The sequence below is a fragment of the Cupriavidus sp. 05N40 genome (genome assembly GCF_056397305.1).
This window is the reverse complement of the sequence record NZ_JBFTND010000028.1, coordinates 1-17905: the sequence shown is the minus strand read 5'-3', so window position 1 is coordinate 17905 and position 17905 is coordinate 1. Positions and strand designations below refer to the sequence as shown.

Annotated in this window: 18 protein-coding genes; 6 read left to right on the top strand and 12 right to left on the bottom strand. The window is 68.2% G+C overall.

Annotation, left to right across the window (positions count from 1 at the left end):
- Positions 1-77 precede the first annotated feature (77 nt).
- On the top strand, positions 78-539 hold the full coding sequence (locus tag AC1DO7_RS08955) for a MarR family winged helix-turn-helix transcriptional regulator (protein WP_441613689.1): 462 nt from the start codon (positions 78-80) through the stop codon (positions 537-539).
- A 130-nt stretch (positions 540-669) separates the two neighbouring features.
- Here AC1DO7_RS08955 and AC1DO7_RS08950 read toward each other — a convergent pair whose 3' ends face one another.
- The 4 genes from AC1DO7_RS08950 to AC1DO7_RS08935 form a co-directional block, all read right to left on the bottom strand.
- Entirely contained in the window at positions 670-1089 is a 420-nt protein-coding gene (locus tag AC1DO7_RS08950) for an organic hydroperoxide resistance protein (RefSeq protein WP_441613688.1), read from the bottom strand.
- A 132-nt stretch (positions 1090-1221) separates the two neighbouring features.
- Positions 1222-1815 carry a copper resistance protein CopQ gene (locus tag AC1DO7_RS08945; protein WP_441613687.1) on the bottom strand — a complete coding sequence of 198 codons (594 nt, stop codon included), beginning with the start codon at positions 1813-1815 and terminating at the stop codon, positions 1222-1224.
- A 414-nt stretch (positions 1816-2229) separates the two neighbouring features.
- Positions 2230-3546: an ATP-binding protein gene (locus AC1DO7_RS08940; protein WP_441613686.1), complete on the bottom strand. Its 1317-nt coding sequence runs from the start codon at positions 3544-3546 to the stop codon at positions 2230-2232.
- Positions 3543-4283 (bottom strand): response regulator, encoded by a 741-nt coding sequence (locus AC1DO7_RS08935; protein WP_441613685.1) that lies wholly within the window; start codon positions 4281-4283, stop codon positions 3543-3545. Before AC1DO7_RS08935 ends, AC1DO7_RS08940 begins: the two co-directional genes overlap by 4 nt.
- A gap of 442 nt (positions 4284-4725) precedes the next feature.
- On the opposite strand from AC1DO7_RS08935, the gene AC1DO7_RS08930 reads away from it, so the two are divergent.
- Together AC1DO7_RS08930 and AC1DO7_RS08925 are read left to right on the top strand one after the other, a co-directional pair.
- The gene (locus tag AC1DO7_RS08930; RefSeq protein ID WP_441613684.1) at positions 4726-5289 is read left to right on the top strand and encodes a thioredoxin family protein; all 564 of its coding nucleotides are present in this window, start codon (positions 4726-4728) and stop codon (positions 5287-5289) included.
- A 153-nt stretch (positions 5290-5442) separates the two neighbouring features.
- Complete coding sequence (locus tag AC1DO7_RS08925; RefSeq protein WP_441613683.1) at positions 5443-6495, top strand: alpha/beta fold hydrolase; 1053 nt, start codon at positions 5443-5445, stop codon at positions 6493-6495.
- Positions 6496-6533: 38 nt separating this feature from the next.
- On the opposite strand, the gene AC1DO7_RS08920 is transcribed toward AC1DO7_RS08925, so the two are convergent.
- Together AC1DO7_RS08920 and AC1DO7_RS08915 are read right to left on the bottom strand one after the other, a co-directional pair.
- Positions 6534-7865, bottom strand: coding sequence for a sensor histidine kinase (locus AC1DO7_RS08920; RefSeq protein ID WP_441613682.1), 1332 nt, complete (start codon positions 7863-7865; stop codon positions 6534-6536).
- Positions 7862-8605, bottom strand: a complete 744-nt coding sequence (locus AC1DO7_RS08915; RefSeq protein WP_441613681.1) for a response regulator — start codon at positions 8603-8605, stop codon at positions 7862-7864. The genes AC1DO7_RS08920 and AC1DO7_RS08915 overlap by 4 nt, the downstream gene beginning before the upstream one ends.
- A 246-nt stretch (positions 8606-8851) precedes the next feature.
- Here AC1DO7_RS08915 and AC1DO7_RS08910 point away from each other — a divergent pair, with 246 nt between their 5' ends.
- Positions 8852-10633: a cytochrome c biogenesis protein DipZ gene (locus AC1DO7_RS08910; RefSeq protein WP_441613822.1), complete on the top strand. Its 1782-nt coding sequence runs from the start codon at positions 8852-8854 to the stop codon at positions 10631-10633.
- A 33-nt stretch (positions 10634-10666) separates the two neighbouring features.
- Here AC1DO7_RS08910 and AC1DO7_RS08905 read toward each other — a convergent pair whose 3' ends face one another.
- Positions 10667-11350, bottom strand: coding sequence for a Crp/Fnr family transcriptional regulator (locus AC1DO7_RS08905; RefSeq protein ID WP_441613680.1), 684 nt, complete (start codon positions 11348-11350; stop codon positions 10667-10669).
- Between the two features lie 197 nt (positions 11351-11547).
- Here AC1DO7_RS08905 and AC1DO7_RS08900 point away from each other — a divergent pair, with 197 nt between their 5' ends.
- Entirely contained in the window at positions 11548-13059 is a 1512-nt protein-coding gene (locus tag AC1DO7_RS08900) for a class I adenylate-forming enzyme family protein (RefSeq protein WP_441613679.1), read from the top strand.
- A 56-nt stretch (positions 13060-13115) separates the two neighbouring features.
- Here AC1DO7_RS08900 and AC1DO7_RS08895 read toward each other — a convergent pair whose 3' ends face one another.
- From AC1DO7_RS08895 to AC1DO7_RS08875, 5 genes are all read right to left on the bottom strand, one after another.
- Positions 13116-13328, bottom strand: a complete 213-nt coding sequence (locus AC1DO7_RS08895; RefSeq protein ID WP_441613678.1) for a hypothetical protein — start codon at positions 13326-13328, stop codon at positions 13116-13118.
- 292 nt (positions 13329-13620) lie between these two features.
- The gene (locus AC1DO7_RS08890; RefSeq protein WP_441613677.1) at positions 13621-14079 is read right to left on the bottom strand and encodes an FAD-dependent oxidoreductase; all 459 of its coding nucleotides are present in this window, start codon (positions 14077-14079) and stop codon (positions 13621-13623) included.
- 38 nt (positions 14080-14117) lie between these two features.
- Entirely contained in the window at positions 14118-14645 is a 528-nt protein-coding gene (locus AC1DO7_RS08885) for an FAD-dependent oxidoreductase (protein WP_441643142.1), read from the bottom strand.
- A 37-nt stretch (positions 14646-14682) separates the two neighbouring features.
- A complete protein-coding gene (locus tag AC1DO7_RS08880) occupies positions 14683-15666 on the bottom strand; it encodes a Bug family tripartite tricarboxylate transporter substrate binding protein (protein ID WP_441613675.1) in 984 nt (327 codons plus the stop codon).
- Between the two features lie 163 nt (positions 15667-15829).
- Positions 15830-16780, bottom strand: a complete 951-nt coding sequence (locus AC1DO7_RS08875; protein ID WP_441613674.1) for a LysR family transcriptional regulator — start codon at positions 16778-16780, stop codon at positions 15830-15832.
- A 222-nt stretch (positions 16781-17002) separates the two neighbouring features.
- Between AC1DO7_RS08875 and AC1DO7_RS08870 the strand changes: the two genes are divergently transcribed.
- Positions 17003-17773 carry a sulfite exporter TauE/SafE family protein gene (locus tag AC1DO7_RS08870; protein ID WP_441613673.1) on the top strand — a complete coding sequence of 257 codons (771 nt, stop codon included), beginning with the start codon at positions 17003-17005 and terminating at the stop codon, positions 17771-17773.
- Positions 17774-17905: the final 132 nt, after the last annotated feature.

Sequence of the window (17905 nt, the reverse complement as noted above, 5' to 3'; positions counted from 1 at the left end):
TTCATAGCGGTTCCGATTAACGCGTATCCGATGTATGCTGTGTCATTCAACGGACAGCGCTAACGCGAGGGATACAGATGAAATCGAATGTACGGGCCGATCCCGAAGACGTAAAACTGGCCGACTTCCTGTGCTTTGCGGTCTACTCGGCGAACCTGGCGTTCGGCAAGGCCTACAGGCCGCTCCTCGATAAACTCGGCCTCACCTACACCCAATACGTCACGATCATCGCGCTTTCGGAGGAGGACGACCAGACGGTCAGCGGCCTCGGCGAGAAGCTCTTTCTCGAATCGAATACCCTCACGCCGATCCTCAAGAAACTCGAAGCGGTGGGCTACGTGGAGCGCAAGCGCGATGCGGCCAACGAGCGCCAGGTGCGGGTCAGCCTGACGAAAAGCGGGAGGCGCCTGCGCGAACGGGCCCAGGACGTCAATCTGGTGGAGGCCTGCGGCCTCACGCCCCAGGGATTCACGAAGCTGCAAAAGGACATCGTCGGGCTGCGCAACAATCTCGTCAAGGCTGTGCGAAGCGAGGCGTGACGGCCGGCACGGCCGGTCAGAAGCTTGCTGCCAGGCCCGGGGAAACGCCTGAGATGTCTGGCGGGGCCTGCAAGGCAGGGGGCAGCCCGCCCGATCGGCGCGGGCGGGCCGGGGCCGTGATGCGCGTGGCTCAGACCACGTTGATCACGACGTCGATATTGCCGCGCGCGAGCTTGGAGTAAGGGCAGGTCTGGTGCGCGCTGTCCGCCAGGGCTTGCGCAACGTCGCGCTCCAGTCCCGGCAGGCTGACGTTGAGGCGGGCCTGCAGGAAGTAGGCGTCGCCGCCGTTGACCAGGTCCACTTCGGCGTCGACGGCCAGGTCGGCCGGGAGCGCGACCTTCAGCTTGCCGGCCGCAATCCCCATCGCGCCGATGAAGCAGGCCGACCAGCCGGCGGCAAACAGTTGCTCCGGATTGGTGCCGCTGCCCGTCGTGCCGGGCGACGAAAGCTTGATGTCCAGGTGGCCATCGGTGCTGCGGGAGCTGCCGTCGCGGCCGCCGGTGGTGTGGGTCTTGCCGGTGTACAGGACCTTGTTTTCGACTTGGGTCATGATGGACTCCTCAGAGTAAAAAACTGCCTTCGGATTCTTTGAAAGCGGGCACGGCTGCCGTGCCCGGGGTACAGAATCAGCGTGGGTATTGCGTGGATGTGCCGTTGCGCGCAGGCGGGACCCGCGGGGGCCTCAGGCAGCGGCGCGGGCACCATCGGTGAAGACATCGCGCTGGCCGATACGGGCGCCGTCCAGGTAGGGGTCGGCGGCGCGGGCCGGGTCGGCCGACACGCCGGTGCGGTCCAGGCCGGCAAGCGTGCGGGCACCATCGGTGAAGACATCGCGCTGGCCGATGCGGGCGCCGTCCAGGTAGGGGTCGACGGCGCGGGCCGGGTCGGCCGACACGCCGGCGCGGTCCAGGCCGGCGAGCGTGCGGGCACCATCGGTGAAGACATCGCGCTGGCCGATGCGGGCGCCGTCCAGGTACGGGTCGATGGCGCGGGCCGGGTCGGCCGAGGGGCCGCTGCGGTCCAGGCCGGCGAGCGTGCGGGCACCGTCGGTGAAGACATCGCGCTGGCCGATGCGGGCACCATCGATGAACGGGTCGCGTTCGCTGGTGCGGGCACCGTCGATGAACGGGTCGCGTTCGCTGATGCGGGCTGCCGCCGCGCTCTGGCCAAAGCCGTGATTCGTGGCCGCGTCCGCCGCGAAGGCCGCCTGCACGCCGCTTGCGGCGGCGACCAGTGCGATGGCGGAAACGAAGCGCTTTGCAATGATGGTGTTCATGATGACTCCTAGGCTGTATTCAGGGTCCGTGGACCAGTCCTGGTCCGGGGCTTGTGTTGCTGCCGCCGCTGGGTTGTCCGGGTTTTTCCGGGGTTTGTCGTTCCCGCCGCGCCATGAGATGCATTTAAGGCGACCGAAGTATCTGGCCCGTATCCGTGCAGGAGCACATCTGTGATCACACGTATCGTGTCGAGCAGCCGATACAAGCGAATACAAAGTCGTCGGCCGCGGCTGCGGCATGTGACGAAGGCGGCGAAAAGGCAGGCTGGCGGGGGGAGGGGGGCGACGCAGGACGCGCCAGGAATGGCGGGCCGCAACCGTAGCCGTGCTTCCACACGGTTACGCCCACGGCCACGATCGGGGCAAAGGAGGCAAGGCGGTGAGCCCGGCGCCGGCGCCGGGCGGAACCGGCCGCTAGACGGCCAGGGTGAGCTTGGCCTGGAGACCTCCGCCTTCGCGGTTGGAAAGCACCAGCCCGCCGCCGAGGGCCTGCGCCAGTTGCTGCGCGATCGCCAGGCCCAGCCCGGTGCCGCCGGTTCCCCTGTTGCGCGACATCTCGAGGCGATAGAACGGCTGCATCACCCGCTCCAGTTCGGACTCGGGGATACCTGGCCCGCGGTCGCGAACGGCGATGGCAAGGCGCCCGTCGGCCTCCCGTGACACGCAGACGGCGACGTCGCCGCCGAACTTCAGAGCGTTGTCGACGAGGTTCGTCAGGATGCGCCGCAGCGCCTGCGGCCGCGTCACGATCGGCGCGCATACCTTGCCGTCAATGGCAATCGCATGCCCGCCGTCCAGGTAGTCTCCCGCCAGGCTGTCGAGCAGCGCGTCGGCATCGACGCGAACCGGCGTCTCCGCGCTGCCATGCAGCGTGCGCGCGTAAGTGATGCCTTCGCGCACCAGATGCTCCATCGCGCGCAGGTCGCTGCGCAGCTTGCCCAGCGTCTCGGATTCGTCCATCAGGTCCAGCCGCAGCCGCATGCGCGTGATGGGGGTCTGCAGGTCATGGGAGATCGCCGCGAGAATCTCGATGCGCTCGGCGAGGTATCCGGCGATCCGCTGCTGCATGGCGTTGAAGGCTGTGGCGGCGTGCACGATCTCGGCGGGTCCGCGTTCCGGGATCCGCTCGGCCTTCAGGTCCGGTCCCAGCATCTCGGCGGCTTTCGCCAGCTGCTTGAGCGGACGCGTGACCAGGCGCACGGCGATCCACGCACATCCCGCCAGCAGGGCGAGCTGGATGCACAGCAGCACCGGAAGCCATGTCGACACCGTCATGCGGGCCGGCAGGATATCGATGGTGAGCGGGCTGCCGTCGCTCAGCCGCAAGTGCACCTGGAGATGCTCGCGCTTGCCCGGCAGCGCGTTTGCCTGCACTTCGTAGCGCCCCGCCAGCGCCTGTGCGATGGTCGTGGCTGCCCGCGCCGATTCCGACGAATGCAATGGCATGCCGGGCGTTCCGTGATCGAGCCTGTAGCTATATGCCGCTCGCCGCAGGCGGTCCAGCCAGGCCGGCCGTTCCGCCGCCGGCAGCCGGTCGAGGACCGCGACGGATCCCGCCACGTCGAGTTCGAGGTTGTCCAGCATCAGCCTGTCGGCGGCTTCCCTGCGCTCCATCACGACAAGCCCGAAGGAAAGCCCTTGCGCAAGCGTGAGACCGATCACGAGGATGACCATCAGGCGTGCAAACAAGGTGCGCGGCCATATGCGCAAGGCGTGGGTGGCAAAGCTCATGTGCGCTCCTCGTGGATTGCCACCGTCGCGGCGAATACATAGCCTTCGTTGCGCACTGTCTTGATATAGCGGGGCTCGCGCGCGTCGTCGCGCAGGCGCTGGCGCAGCCGGCTTACCATCAGGTCGATGGAGCGCTCGAACAGCTCGGCGTCGCGGCCCTGCGTGAGGTTGAGCAACTGGTCGCGGTTCAGCACCCGCTGCGGATGATCCAGGAAGGTGCGCAACAGCCGGTACTCCGCGCCGCTGAGGGCAACGACGACATCGTTCTCGTCGAGCAGGTGCCGCGCGGTCGTGTCCAGCCGCCAGGTACCGAAGGCCAGCACGGTAGCGGCTTCGGTGACCTGCAGGTTGGGCGGCAGCATGCGCGTGCGCCGCAGCACCGAACGTATCCGGGCCAGCAACTCGCGCGCCGCAAACGGCTTCACCACGTAGTCGTCGGCGCCCATCTCGAGGCCCAGGATGCGGTCGGTTTCCTCGTTGCGGGCAGTCAGCATCAAGACCGGCATGTTCCTGCGATCGCTGGCGCGCAGGTCGCGGCATAGCGTCAGCCCGTCTTCGCCGGGAAGCATCAGGTCCAGCACGACGAGGTCCACCGCGCCGGTTTCGAGCGCCGAGCGCATCTGGAGGCCGTTCTCAGCCAGGGTGACCCGCATCCCGCCGCGCTCCAGGTAGGTGGCGACCAGTTCACGGATCTCGCGGTCGTCGTCAACGATGAGGATATGGTCAGGCTGGATCATTTACGCATTCCATGGGCAGGTTGGGGGGCCGGTCATCTGGAGTGCGTCTTGCGCCGGGGGGCGCCGACGGTCCGCACGGCAGGCGGATTCGCAGGCCCCCAGCGGCAGGTCACGGAGCCGCGCAGCTCATACACGAACGCGGACAAGATCATGGCGACGACAAGCAACGGACGCGTCATTCGATGGTCCTCCTCACAGGTTGCGAAGGCGCGCTTTTGCGCGGTGAGGCAATTATGTGTGGGGTCGCGCGGCCCCTTGTATCGCTGTGTATCCAGGCCGCCGCCAGACAAGATACTTTTCAAATCAGGCGGTTTTCGAAACAGGCGGGATACGCGCGGGCGTTGAAATGCGTCTACCGCTTCCATGCAGGCGGCCGGTGCCGGCAGATATGCATTGCCTCGCAGACCGGGCGATTTTCCCATCCAACCCTGGAGCCTGAACCATGCGCCACGCAATCCGCGCCTGTATCGCAGCAGTCACCCTTCTCGGCGCAGCCACCCTGCTCGCCGCGACCTACGCCAACACGGCGACCCCGGCGCCTGCCAGCCACGGGATGGCGCCGGAGTTCACCGGCATCGAGCGATGGCTGAACTCGGAGCCGCTGTCCATTTCCTCGCTGCGCGGCAAGGTCGTGCTGGTCGACTTCTGGACCTACAGCTGCATCAACTGCATTCACACGCTGCCGTACGTCAAGCAGTGGCACGAAAAATACCGTGACCAGGGGCTGGTGGTGGTGGGCGTGCACACGCCCGAGTTCGCGTCCGAAAGATCGACCGCGAACGTACAGGACGCGCTCAAGCGCTTCGGCATCAAGTACCCGGTCGCGCAGGACAACGCGTACGCAACCTGGGGCGCGTACGGCAACCAGTACTGGCCCGCCCTCTACCTGATCGACGCCAGCGGCAAGATCGTCTACCAGCACTTCGGCGAAGGAAACTACAAGGAAACGGAGGCGACCATCGAGCGCCTGCTGTCGGAGCGCAAGCAGGAGCGCGCCGCGCAATGAGCGGCCGGTGCCGTCGGCTTGGGCCTTTGTAGCGCCATGTATCCGGAGGCGCAAAAGCTACATGCGCATGCAATCGCGCCGGGCCGCGGAAATATGCCGGATACACGGCATGCCTATTCTGCGGTCCGAGTGCAATCCATTGGGAGAGAGAGAATGTCGGATGAAATCAACCACCTTCGCCGCCGCATCTTCGGGACTGCGGCCATGACTATCGCCGCCGCCCAGTTCGGCCTGGCCGGCTCCGCCCGGGCGCAGGCCGGCAAGGCAGCACCGGCAAGCCTGCCCGCCATCAAGCCGGGTACGAATACATCGTTCGGCGCCTTGAAGCAGATCGATGCCGGCGTCCTGAATGTCGGCTACGCGGAAGCGGGCCCCGCCGACGGCCCCGTGGTCATCCTCCTGCACGGCTGGCCCTATGACATCCACAGCTTCGTCGACGTGGCGCCCATGCTGGCATCGGCGGGCTACCGGGTGATCGTGCCGCATCTGCGCGGGCACGGCACCACGCGCTTCCTCTCCGCCCAGACGCAGCGCAATGCCCAGCAGGCGGTGGTCGCGCTCGATATCATCGCCCTGATGGATGCCCTCGGGATCCAGCGCGCGATCCTCGCTGGCTATGACTGGGGCGCGCGCACGGCCAACATCATCGCGGCGCTCTGGCCGGAGCGCTGCAAGGCCATGGTCTCGGTGAACGGCTACCTGATCAACAACCGCGAACGCAACAAGGTGCCGCTGCCGCCGAAGGCCGAATGGGGATGGTGGTACCAGTTCTACTTCGCCACCGAGCGCGGCAAGGCCGGCTACGAGGCAAACCGCAAGGACTTCGCCAAGCTCATCTGGAAGGTCAACTCGCCGAAGTGGGATTTCGACGATGCCACGTTCAATCGCGCCGCGTCGTCCTTCGACAACCCGGACTACATCAGCATCGTGATCCACAACTACCGCTGGCGGCTGAGCCTGGCCGAGGGCGATCCGCAATACGACGAGCTGGAAAAGCGGCTCGCGGCGGGTCCCGCCATTGGCGTGCCCACGATCACCCTGGACGGCGATTCGGACGGCGTCGCGCCGGCTACGGACGGTACCGCCTACGCGAAGATGTTCACCGGCAAACGGACGCACCGGATCATCAAGGGCATCGGGCACAACCTGCCGCAAGAGGCGCCCCAGGCCTTCGCCGAGGCAGTCGTCGAAGTCGACCGGTACTGATCAGGCGCGGGCATTTCAGCGAGGCCCGGCGCCGCGGGTCAAGGCGTTGCGCAAGGGATGGTGATTTCCGCGCAGAGCCCGCCGCCTTCGCGGTTGCTCAGCTTGAGCGAGCCGCCGATCGCAAGCGCAAGCTGGTGCGCGATGGCCAGTCCGAGCCCGGTCCCGCCGGTCTCGCGGCTGCGCGACTGTTCCAGGCGGAAGAAGGGCTGCATGACGGCCTCGAGTTGCGCCTCGGGAATGCCGCGCCCGCGATCCATCACCTTGATGATGACCGAGCCTTGCGCATCTGTCTGCGCGCAGAGCTCCGCGGAGCCGCCGAACTTCAAGGCGTTGTCGATGAGATTGGTGAGGATGCGGCGCAGGGCGTGGGGACGCGTCAGGATGGTGCCGTCGAGCTTCTGCGCCATGGTCACGGCCTTGCCGGTGTCCTGGTAGTCGTAGGCGAGGCTCTCCATGAAGGACCCGATGTCGATGCGGGACGGCTTCTCGGTATCGCCATGCGTACTGCGCGCATAGGCCAGGCCTTCCTGGACGAGTCGCTGGATCTCGGCCAGGTCCTGAACCAGCTTGTCCTTTTCGACGGAGTCCTCCGCCATTTCGGCGCGCAGCTTCATGCGCGTGATCGGGGTCTGGAGGTCATGCGAGATCGCCGCCAGGATCTGGACCCGCTCCTCGACATAGTGGGCGATGCGGTCCCGCATGGCGTTGAAGGCCGTGGCGGCATGCGCCACTTCGCTTGGCCCCGTTTCGCTCAGCCGCGGTGCCTGCTTGTTCGGGTTGAGCGCATTGGCGGCATTGGCGAGGTCCGCCAGCGGGCGTATCGCCAGCCGCACCGCGAACCAGCAGCAAAGCACCAGAAGAATGAGCTGCGTGATCAGGACATAGGGCAGCCACTGTGCCAGCGGCATGGCGGCGGGGTGCACGTCGATCGTCAGGGGATTGCCGTCGCTCAGGGTCAGGTGGGCCTGCAGGCGCTTGCCGTCGCCCGGTATGGATTCGACCTTGACGGGAAAGCGCTGGCCGCCGGCGTCCTGGATCCGCGCGGCAATGTCGGCCCCCCGGCTGGTGAGGTCGGGGACGCCGGGCAAGCCCGGGCCCAGCACATATCGATACGTTCCGCGGTTGAGCCGCGACAGCCAGTCTGCCCGCTCGTTGGCCGGCAGGCGGTCCAGAATGGCGATCGAGGTCGCCACGTCGGTCTCGAGCGTGCCGAGCATCATCGCCCTGGCCGTGACGTAGCGCTCCAGGAACACCACGCCGAAGGACAGGCCATAGGCAATCGTCAGGCCGCCGAGAAGGATGAGGAACAACCGCGATGCCAGCGTGCGGGGCCAGGGCAGGAACCGCCGGGGCACGGGGATGGCGTTCATCGGCGGATCTCGGTGATCTCGACCGGCATGGAAAAGACGTAGCCCTCGTTGCGCACGGTCTTGATGTAGGCCGGCTCCCGCGCATCGTCGCAAAGGCGCTGGCGCAGCCGGCTGACCAGCAGGTCGATGGACCGCTCGAACAGTTCCGCTTCGCGCCCCTGCGTGAGATTCAGGAGCTGGTCCCGGTTGAGCACGCGCTGCGGATGATCGACGAATACGCGCAGCAGGCGGTATTCGGCGCCGCTGAGCGCCACCTCCGTGCCTTCCTGGTCGATCAGGTGCCGGCCGGAGGTGTCGAGCTGCCAGGTGCCGAAGCTCAGCAGCTGGCCGGCCTCGCTCACCTGGAGGTTCGGCGGCAGCATGCGGGTGCGGCGCAGCACGGCCTTGATGCGGGCCAGCAGCTCGCGCGCAGCGAACGGCTTGGCCAGATAGTCGTCGGCGCCCATCTCCAGGCCGACGATGCGATCGGTCTCGTCGCTGCGCGCCGTCAGCATCAGCACCGGAGTCGCCTTGTGCTTGCCGGCACGCAGTTCGCGACACAGGACCAGGCCGTCGTCGCCGGGCAGCATCAGGTCGAGCACGATGAGATCGACGGTGTTGGCCTCCAGGAAAGCCCGCATGTGCCGGCCGTCGGGTGCGACGGTGACGCGCAGCCCGTTCTTGGTGAGATAGGTCGAGACCAGTTCCCGGATTTCGCGATCGTCATCGACGATCAGGATGTGATCGATATGAGGGTCCATCGTAAGCACCTTCGACGTGGATTGGATACGGATTGGCAGCGGCCCGGGAAATGCGTCAACGCGGACTGTTTCCGGGGATTGTAAGCGCTTCTCTTTGTATCGCAATGTATCTGCCGGGGCGCCGCGCACACTTCCATACGCGTGCGGCCGATCCCGATACATCGGGGATATGTCGGTGGTGTTTCATACATGCATGGCCGGGATACAGCCGCGCCTCCCAGCATTCACGCAAAAAGGACGATCATGATTACGCTTCTGGCCGTTGCCTATCTCGGGGGTGTGCTGACGATACTCAGCCCGTGCATCCTGCCGGTGCTGCCGTTCGTCTTTGCGCGCGCGCAGCAGCCCTTCGTGCGCAGCACGCTGCCGATGCTCGCCGGCATGGCCATGACCTTTGCCCTCGTCGCCACCCTGGCGTCGGTCGGCGGCGGCTGGGTGGTGCAGGCCAACGAATACGGACGCTACGCCGCGCTCGCGCTGCTGGCCGTGTCCGGTGTCACGCTGCTCTCGCCACGGCTTGCCGGCGCGCTGACGCAGCCGGTCGTCGCGCTGGCCAACCGCTTGATGAAATCGACGGGCGGGACGTCGCAGGCGCCGACCTCCGGCGCTGCCTTGCTGGTCGGCATTGCCACCGGCCTGCTCTGGGCGCCCTGCGCGGGGCCGATCCTCGGCCTGGTGCTGACCGGCGCGGCGCTGCACGGCGCCAACGCAAAGACCACGCTGCTGCTTGTGGCCTATGCGGCGGGCGCGGCAACGTCGCTCGCGGTTGCGCTGCTGATCGGCGGCCGGGTCTTCACCGCCATGAAGCAATCGCTGGGTGCCGGCGAATGGGTGCGCCGGGGCCTCGGCGCGGCGGTCCTGTGCGGTGTCGCAGCCATCGGGCTGGGTGCGGATACCGGGCTGCTTGCGCGGTTTTCGAACGCCGGCACGGCCAGGTTCGAGCAGGCGCTTCTCGATACCTTCCCCGCGCACGCAAAGCCGCCGTCGACCAGGACGGCCGCGCGCGTGCGCGACGGCATCATGCGGGTCGCCGCCGACGCGCGCCCCGCGTTTCGCAGCGGCTTGCCGGTCGAGGGATCGTTGCCGTCGCTCGATGGCGCAGTGGGGTGGCTTAATTCGCCGCCGCTGACGAGCGAGCAACTGCGCGGCAGGGTCGTGCTGGTCGATTTCTGGACCTACTCGTGCATCAACTGCATTCGCACCATCCCCTACCTGCGGGCCTGGGCGGAAAAGTACAAGGACCAGGGCCTTACCGTGATCGGCGTGCACACGCCCGAGTTCGCCTTCGAACGAAACGCCGGAAACATCCGCAAGGCGATCGATGGCTTCCGTATCGGCTATCCCGTCGCGGTGGACAGCGACTTCAAGATCTGGCGTGCATTCGACAATCACTACTGGCCGGCCATCTACTTCGTCGATGCCAAGGGGCGGATCCGCTATCACCAGTTCGGCGAGGGCGACTACGACAAGGCCGAGAAGGTCATCCAGGACTTGCTTGCCGAAGCGGGCGCCGCGAAGGCCGCGACACCTGCCGTGACGCCGGACGCCACGGGTGCGCAGGCCGCACCCGACCTCGACAACGTGCGCTCGGCCGAGACCTACATCGGCTATCAGCAGGCGTCGAACTTTGCCTCGCCCGAAGGACTGACGAGCGATGTCGCGCGGAACTACACCATCGGCGCTCCGCGCCTCAATCGCTGGGGGCTGGACGGGAACTGGACGGTGGGCGCCGAGCAGGCGACGCTGAACCGGGCGAATGGCGGCATCACCTACCGGTTCCGCGCGCGCGATCTCCATCTGGTCCTTGGCGCGGGCGCCGACGGCAAGCCGGTGCGCTTCCAGGTGAAGGTGGACGGCAAGGCGCCGGCAGAAAGCCACGGTGCCGATATCGACGCGGCGGGCAACGGCACCGTCACCCAGACGCGCCTCTACCAGCTCGTGCGCCAGTCGGGCGAGGTCGCTGAACGCACCTTCGAGATCCGCTTCCTCGACCCGGGTGTCCAGGCCTTCGTCTTCACCTTCGGCTGACCGCCCTTCCCGGAAGGCGTCGCCGGGCGCCGGTCAGGCCGCCTGCGCGGCAAAGGCACGCAGCCCGGGCAGATCGATCACCGTGACGCGGCCGTAGGTGATCGCCAGCAGGCCATGCGTCTCCATCCGGCGCACGGCAAGATTGACCTTTTGCCGCGTGACGCCGGACAGATAGCCGATCTCTTCCTGCGTCAGCGGTATCTCGGCCTTGCCCAGGGGATAGAGGCGCGGATTGAACATCGCCAGCAGGCAGTTGGCGACGCGCAGGACGGGCTCGGTAAGGCGGTCGTTCTCGACCATGGCCATCAGTTGGCCGAGCCGTTCGTTGACGTGTTCGAGCAGGAAGCGGTTGAAGGGGATGCTGCAGTCAAGCAGCTTGAAGAACAGCGCGGCGGGCAGGCACGCCACGCGCGAGGTGCGCAGCGCGACGGCGTCGTAGTGCCAGGCTTCGGCCTTGATGACCGTGCCCTCGCCGAACCAGGCGCCGGCCGGAATGCCGGCGAACGTCATCAGCCGGCCTTCGCTCGACGTATTGCACACCTTGACCAGCCCGTCCACCACGCCGAACCAGCAATGGCTCGGCTCGCCGCGCCGGCACACGTAGCCGTCCGGCGCTACCACTCGCAGGCTGGTTCCGGCGCGCACCTGCGCTTGCAGCCCGGGGTCGAGCGCCCCGAACCACGGCGCGGTGAGTAGCAACTGGTCGATCGTGTCCATGGCTTGCGGGGTTGGCTTGTGTGTCGGCCGGCTCCGGCGCGGGATTGCCGCGGATTGTTGCGCACGGGACAGACTTGCGCCGCGCCCATGCCTAGAGTGGCAACCATCGAAGACGCGCGCAATGCCAGCCATGGCATGACGCGAAGCGTTCCGCCGCATATTCTGCGGGAATTCGCGCGCGCGGCCAACCGGAGACGATGATGGAGACTTCACTCGGCGCGCTGATCGCGCAGGCTGCCGCGCGCTTCGGCGACAAGACGGCGCTGGTGGCCGACGGGCAACGCTATTCCTTTGCCGAACTGGACCGCCTGTCGTCCGGCGTGGCCACCCGCCTGCTGCAACGCGGACATGGCCATGGCACCACGATCTCGCTCTACGCGCCCAACTGCGCGCAATGGATCGTGGCCTACTACGGCATCCTCAAGGCGGGCTGCATCGCCAACCCGCTCAACCTGATGCTGACAGCGCCGGAGGCGGCCTACGCGGTGGGCGACTGCGGCGCGTCGGTGGTGTTCGGGGAAGGCGACAAGCTGCTGGCGCTGCGCGAGGCGCTGGGCGAGGCCTGCCCGGCACTGGTCTCGCTGCAGGGCACCACGGCAGGCATGGAAGCGTTCGCCGACTGGACCGGCACGCCGCCCGACCCGGGCCTGCGCCTGGACCAGGACCGCCTCGGCGAGATCAGCACGATCGGCTACACCTCGGGCACCACCGGCAAGCCCAAGGGCGCCGTGCTCTCGCACCGGTCGATCCTGATGAACACCGCCATGACCGCGACCATGCACGGGCGAACCGAGGCGGATACCGTGGTCAGCGCGCTGCCCTTGTCGCACGTGTACGGCAACATCGTCATGAACTGCGCGATGGCGTATGGCATGACGCTCGTGCTGCACGCCGTGTTCAGGCCGGAAGTGGTGCTGCAGAGTATCGCCACGCATCGCGCCACCCTCTTCGAAGGCGTGCCGACGATGTACATGTACCTGCTGGACTATCCGCAGTTCGGCGACTACGACATCAGTTCGCTCACGCGCTGCACGGTGGGCGGCCAGACCATGCCGGTGGCGAAGATGGAGCAAGTGCAGGCGCGCTTCGGCGCACCACTGCTTGAGCTGTGGGGAATGACCGAGCTGGGCGGCCTGGGCACCACCCATTGCCTGCTCGGCCCGCGGCGGCTCGGCTCGATCGGCATCCCGCTGCCCTTCATGCAGGCGCGCATCGTGCGCGCCGATGCCGCCGGCACCGTCCTGCCGCCGCATGAAGTGGGCGAACTGGTGCTCAAGGGGCCGCTGACGATGGACGGCTATCTCAACCGCCCGGATGCCACGGCGCAGGCCATCGACGCCGAGGGTTTCCTGCATACCGGCGACCTCGCGTACATGGACAGCGACGGCTATATCTTCGTGGTCGACCGCCTCAAGGACATGATCATCACCGGTGGCTTCAATATCTATCCGGCCGAACTCGAAAGTGTGCTGTGCGAGCATCCCGCCGTGGCGATGGCGGCGGTGGTCGGTGTGGCCGACGCGTTGAAGGGCGAGCTGGCCAAGGCATTCATCGTTCCCGCCCGCGGGCACGTCGTCACGGAAGAGGCCTTGCTGGCGTTTTGCCGCACGCGGCTCGCCGCCTACAAGGTGCCAAGGCTGGTGGCGTTCGTGGACGACCTGCCCAAGACCGGGTCGGGCAAGATCCTGCGGCGCGCGCTGCGCGGCTGAGCGCAGCGCGCGTGCGGGCACGGGGCGCCTGCACGCGCGCCGGTGGCTGGCCCGGCTCAGCGCTGCGGACTATCGAGCAGCGTCCAGCGGTCCGGCGCGTCTTCGTTCGCGGCGGACAACACGAGGGTCTGCCCGCACGCCTCGCAGCGGTAGACAAAGCCCGTGCCGCGCATGGCTTCGCGCAGCATGGTGACCTTGGCCAGCCGGGGGTGTGGCGGGAAATGGCCGGGTCGGTCCACTTGCGTGATGCATAGATCGCAGAGTGACATGCCTGCCTCCGTTTGGATGGCCACGCGGGCCGGGAAATGCTGTGGTGCAGCATTTCATCCAGTATAGAGGTGTTTCGCCGCACGGCATGGCTTTATCGTGCGGGCCGTCGCGCCGCCGCCTCACTCGCGCCGGACGGCGGCGCGGCGGCCGCCAGCAGGCGGCGCGCCGTCAGCCTGGCGCCCGATGCCTGGCGGGCCTGGTTGCACAGGTGTGCGTGCCTGGCAGGAAAGACCCGATCCCGGCACCGCGGACTTGACAGCCTTCGGACGATGCGCCGCGCATGCCGGCAGCTCAGTTCCGTGCCTCCATGCGCCTGGTCAGGGCCGCCCGTTCCTGCACCGCGCTCCCCAGCAGCGAAAAGCCGACGAGCTGGCCGCTCGCGGCATCGGTGCAGAGCGCGCGCAGTGATTCGTCCACCGGGCCGGCGGCCTGTTCGACCAGCCAGTCGCCGCTGCCCGGCGGGGGCGCTGCCACCACGGCGGGCACCGCGGGCGTCTTCACGCTGACCGGCATCACCGGGAACACCACCGGCGTCGGCTCGCCGCACAGCGTGCGCGCGAGCGCGCGCGCGGCGTGCGTGATCGGCAGCACATAAGGCTGCACCTTGCCTTCGATCTCGGCGCAATCGCCCAGGGCATACACATCTGGCGCGCTGGTGCGGCAGCAGGCGTCGGTGCGGATGCCCTGGCCGGTGTCGATGCCCGCCGCGCGCGCCAGCGCGGTGCGCGGTGCCAGCCCGATGGCCGACACCACGAGATCCGCATCGAGCGTGCCGCCGTCGGCCAGCGTCAGGCGGTAGCCCAGCCCTCGTGCTCGATGGTGCTGACGCTGCGCCCGAGCAGCATGCGCACGCCGTGCCGGTGCAGGCCGCGCGCGTAGACATGGCCGGCGGCTTGCGGCAGCAGCCGCGACAGCGGCGCGGCGGCGGGGTCGATCAGCGACACGACGAAGCCGGCCGAGGCCAGGTCGTTGGCAAATTCGCAGCCGATCAGCCCGGCGCCGAGAATGGCGACCGAGCGGCAGTTCGCCAGCGCCAGGCGGAAGCGCGCGTAGTCGCGCAGGTCGTTGATGCACAACACGTCGGCGGCGCCCGTGCCCCGCAGCGGCGGCCGGCGCGGATCGGCGCCCACGGCCAGCACCAGCCGGCTGTATTCCAGCGCCGTGCCGTGCGATTCGACGGCATGCGCCTCCGCACGGATGCGCCCGACCACCTGGTGCGTGCGCACCGTCGCGCCGAGTTGCCGTGCCATCGCGGCGGCATCGAAGTTCGCCAGCGCGGCGGGCGCCTTCTTCAGCGCCAGCGCGTTGGACAGCATTGGCCCCCGCCCCCGCCCGCGACGCACCGCGTTCATCTCACTCCGCGCTGGCGCCGGACTCCTTGGCCACCTTGGTCCATTTGCTCGTCTCCGCACGAATGAAGCCGGCCAGCTGCGCGGGCGTCATGTCGCCGGCGGTCACGCCCTGTTCCTCGAAGCGCTTCTGCACTTCCGGCAGTTTCAGCACCTTCGCCAGTTCGGCGCCGATGCGCTGCTCGACGGCCGGCGGGGTGCCGTGCGGGGCCATCACGGCGTACCAGGTGGTGACCTCGAAGCCCTTCACGCCGCTCTCGTCCAGCGTGGGCACGCCGGGGTAGGCGCCGGAGCGCCTGGCCGTCGTCACGGCGAGCGCCTTGACCTTGCCGCTGCGCACATGGGGCGCGGCCGACGGGCTGGTCTCGATGGCCATCTGGATCTGGCCGGCGATCAGGTCGGTCATCATCGGCGCGCCGCCCTTGTAGGGCACGTGGGCGATATCGGTGCCGGTCATCGAGCGGAACAGCTCGCCGGACAGGTGCTCGGTGCTGCCGGTGCCGGCGGAGCCGTAGTTGACCTTGCCGGGATGCGCCTTGATGTAGGCGATCAGTTCGGGCACCGTCTTCGCCGGGATGGACTGGTTGACCAGCAGCACGTTGGGGGTCAGCGCGGCCAGGCCGATCGGGTCCAGGTCCCTGGTGAAGTCGTAGGGCAGGGTCTTGTAGATGCCGGGCGCCATGGTGTGCGCCACGGTGGCCAGCAGCAGGGTGTAGCCATCCGGCTGGGCGCGCGCCACGATGCCGGCGCCGAGCGTGCCGCCGGCGCCGGGCCGGTTGTCGACCACCACCGGCTGGCGCAGCGCCTCGCCGAGCTTCTGGCCGATGGTGCGGCCGATGATGTCGGTGGTGCCGCCGGCGGCGAAGGGCACCACCAGCGTGACCGGCTTGGCGGGCCACGGGTCCGCCGCGAAGGAGGCGGCGCCTGCCGACATGAGGATGGTGCCGAGGATGCCGGCGAGCGCGGCGCGGCGGGCGGTGGACTGCATGGTGTCTCCTGGAGGGATGGTTCTTGTCGTCGGCGCGCGGGCCGGCTGCCGCGCGTGCGCGCGGCGCCGGGCCAATGCAGGGCATGCGCCGGCGCGGCGCGATGGTGGCGTGACTGTACGAAGCGCGGCGAGGCGGCGCCAGTCACGTTACGGCAAGGGGTCTTCAGGATTCGTGAAGGGTGGCGCCGGGCCAGCGGCCTTCCCTGACCAGCGTGCGGGTCACGCTGGCCAGCACGGTGCGCGCCGCCAGCCCGGCCGGGGATAGCTCGTCGTCGGACAGGCTGACCAGCATGTTGGGCCGGCACACCGCGCCGTTCGTGCCACTGGCGCCGCCGCCGTCGGCGATCTCGATCATGTCGAGTGGCTCGCCGAGCAGCCGCGCCACCGCCGCGCCGGGCTGGATGGTGGCGCCCAGGCCGGCGCGCACCGCGTCCATCAGCATCGCCAGGCCGTCGATCTCGGCCACCACATTGGGCTGGTGCCGGCTGCGCGCGAAGGCCTTGTTGAGCAGGGCGCGCAGGCCATGCGGGCTGCTTGGCAGGATCAGCGGCAGGGCGCCGAGCTGTTCGAGCTCCACCGGCGCGCCCGCGGGCATGCCGGCCTGGCCCGTGCGCGCAATCACGAACAGGCGTTCCTCGAGCAGCGGCGTCACGCTCCAGCGCTGGCTGCCCTCGATCTGGAACAGCACGGCCAGGTCGAGCTGGCGCGCGCCGATCATCGCGGCCAGGTTGCCGGACAGGTTCTCCACCAGGTGCAGGCGGATATCGGGATAGCGCTCGCGCATGGCCAGCATGAAGGGCAGCCCGAGCACGGCGATCGTGCTGGGCGCCATGCCCACGCTCACATGGCCGGACAGGCGCGCGAGCTGGGCCGCGCGCACGGCGTCATCGGCATGGCGGATGGCCAGCTGCGCCTGGCGCCAGAAGGCCAGGCCCGCGTCGGTGGGCACGGTGCCACTGGAGGTGCGCTGCAGCAGCCGCGTGGACAGCTCGCTCTCCAGCCGGCTGATCTGCTGGCTCAGGGCGGAGGTGACCACGCCCAGCTTCTGCGCCGCCTGGCCCATGCTGCCCAGTTCCACCACCTGGACGAAATAGCGTAGCTGTCGAAGTTCCATGTTCCTTTCCCGATTCCCGTGCCCGAAGCAACAGCCGGCATTGTGCACGCCTTGCGGCGAGGCCCGCGCGGCGCCGGCCCCGGCGACCGCGCGAGGCTTCTCCAATCACCCATGTCATATAGATGATGTGGTTGACGTGAGGGTGAGCGACCCATATGATGGGGCACGCTTCGCAGCGCCGGATCCCTCCCGCCCCCGTCCCCTTCCCATCGGCTGCCCATCTTGCTGACCGAATTCCTCCTGTCGCAGACGCACCTGTCGCTGTTCCAGCTTGCCTGCCTGGTGCCGATCGTCATTTGGGCCTATACGATATTCGGGCTCACCGGGTTCGGCTCTTCCATCATGGCCATGCCGCTGCTGACCCAGATCGTGCCGTTGCGCACGGCCGTGCCGATGATCCTGTTCTTCGATCTGGTCGCCGGAACGCTGCTGGGCCTGCGCAGCCGCCGGCAGGTGAATACGGCAGAGTTGCGGCGGCTGGTGCCGGGCGTGCTGGCCGGCATGGCGTGCGGCCTGGCATTGCTGATGCATGCGCCGGAACGCCCGCTGCTGCTGGTGCTTGGCCTGTTCGTGCTGCTGCACTCCGCATGGAGCCTGCTGTTCAAGCGCGGCTACAGTGAACTGGATCCGCGGCTGTCGGTGCCGTTCGGCCTCGCCGGCGGCGTGCTGACCGCGCTGTTCGGCACCGGCGGCCCCGTCTACACCATCTACCTGGCCGGCCGGCTGCGCGATCCCGGGCAGCTGAGGGCCACCACCAGCACGCTGATCGTGCTGACCGCTTTCGCAAGGCTGGCGATGTTCGCGGCGGCGGGACTGTACGCCAATACCGCCATCTTCGTGCTRGCGGCCGTGCTGATGCCTTGCGCGATCGCCGGCTATCTCGCCGGCGGCTGGCTGCACCGGCGCATCGCGCCGGCGAAGGTCATCCACGCGGTATGGGGCGTCCTCGTCATGGCCGGACTCGGCCTGGTCTATCGCAGCGCGCTGGGCTGAGCGCCGGGCGCGCCGCGGCCGTGTCGCTCAGCGGCGCGCCACGACGGGCGCCGCCACGCCTTCCATCCGCACGTTGACGCAGGCCGGACGGCCCGATGCGATGGCGCGCCGCACGGCAGGCAAGAGCTGGTC

Excerpts from the sequence above, each read along its gene's own strand:
- AC1DO7_RS08940 (WP_441613686.1), bottom strand. The coding sequence starts at position 3,546 with ATGAGCTTTGCCACCCACGCCTTGCGCATATGGCCGCGCACCTTGTTT.
- AC1DO7_RS08955 (WP_441613689.1), top strand. The coding sequence starts at position 78 with ATGAAATCGAATGTACGGGCCGATCCCGAAGACGTAAAACTGGCCGAC.
- AC1DO7_RS08905 (WP_441613680.1), bottom strand. The coding sequence starts at position 11,350 with ATGGACACGATCGACCAGTTGCTACTCACCGCGCCGTGGTTCGGGGCG.
- AC1DO7_RS08895 (WP_441613678.1), bottom strand. The coding sequence starts at position 13,328 with ATGTCACTCTGCGATCTATGCATCACGCAAGTGGACCGACCCGGCCAT.
- AC1DO7_RS08900 (WP_441613679.1), top strand. The coding sequence starts at position 11,548 with ATGATGGAGACTTCACTCGGCGCGCTGATCGCGCAGGCTGCCGCGCGC.
- AC1DO7_RS08880 (WP_441613675.1), bottom strand. The coding sequence starts at position 15,666 with ATGCAGTCCACCGCCCGCCGCGCCGCGCTCGCCGGCATCCTCGGCACC.
- AC1DO7_RS08950 (WP_441613688.1), bottom strand. The coding sequence starts at position 1,089 with ATGACCCAAGTCGAAAACAAGGTCCTGTACACCGGCAAGACCCACACC.
- AC1DO7_RS08915 (WP_441613681.1), bottom strand. The coding sequence starts at position 8,605 with ATGGACCCTCATATCGATCACATCCTGATCGTCGATGACGATCGCGAA.
- AC1DO7_RS08945 (WP_441613687.1), bottom strand. The coding sequence starts at position 1,815 with ATGAACACCATCATTGCAAAGCGCTTCGTTTCCGCCATCGCACTGGTC.
- AC1DO7_RS08930 (WP_441613684.1), top strand. The coding sequence starts at position 4,726 with ATGCGCCACGCAATCCGCGCCTGTATCGCAGCAGTCACCCTTCTCGGC.
- AC1DO7_RS08925 (WP_441613683.1), top strand. The coding sequence starts at position 5,443 with ATGTCGGATGAAATCAACCACCTTCGCCGCCGCATCTTCGGGACTGCG.
- AC1DO7_RS08875 (WP_441613674.1), bottom strand. The coding sequence starts at position 16,780 with ATGGAACTTCGACAGCTACGCTATTTCGTCCAGGTGGTGGAACTGGGC.
- AC1DO7_RS08920 (WP_441613682.1), bottom strand. The coding sequence starts at position 7,865 with ATGAACGCCATCCCCGTGCCCCGGCGGTTCCTGCCCTGGCCCCGCACG.
- AC1DO7_RS08885 (WP_441643142.1), bottom strand. The coding sequence starts at position 14,645 with ATGCTGTCCAACGCGCTGGCGCTGAAGAAGGCGCCCGCCGCGCTGGCG.
- AC1DO7_RS08935 (WP_441613685.1), bottom strand. The coding sequence starts at position 4,283 with ATGATCCAGCCTGACCATATCCTCATCGTTGACGACGACCGCGAGATC.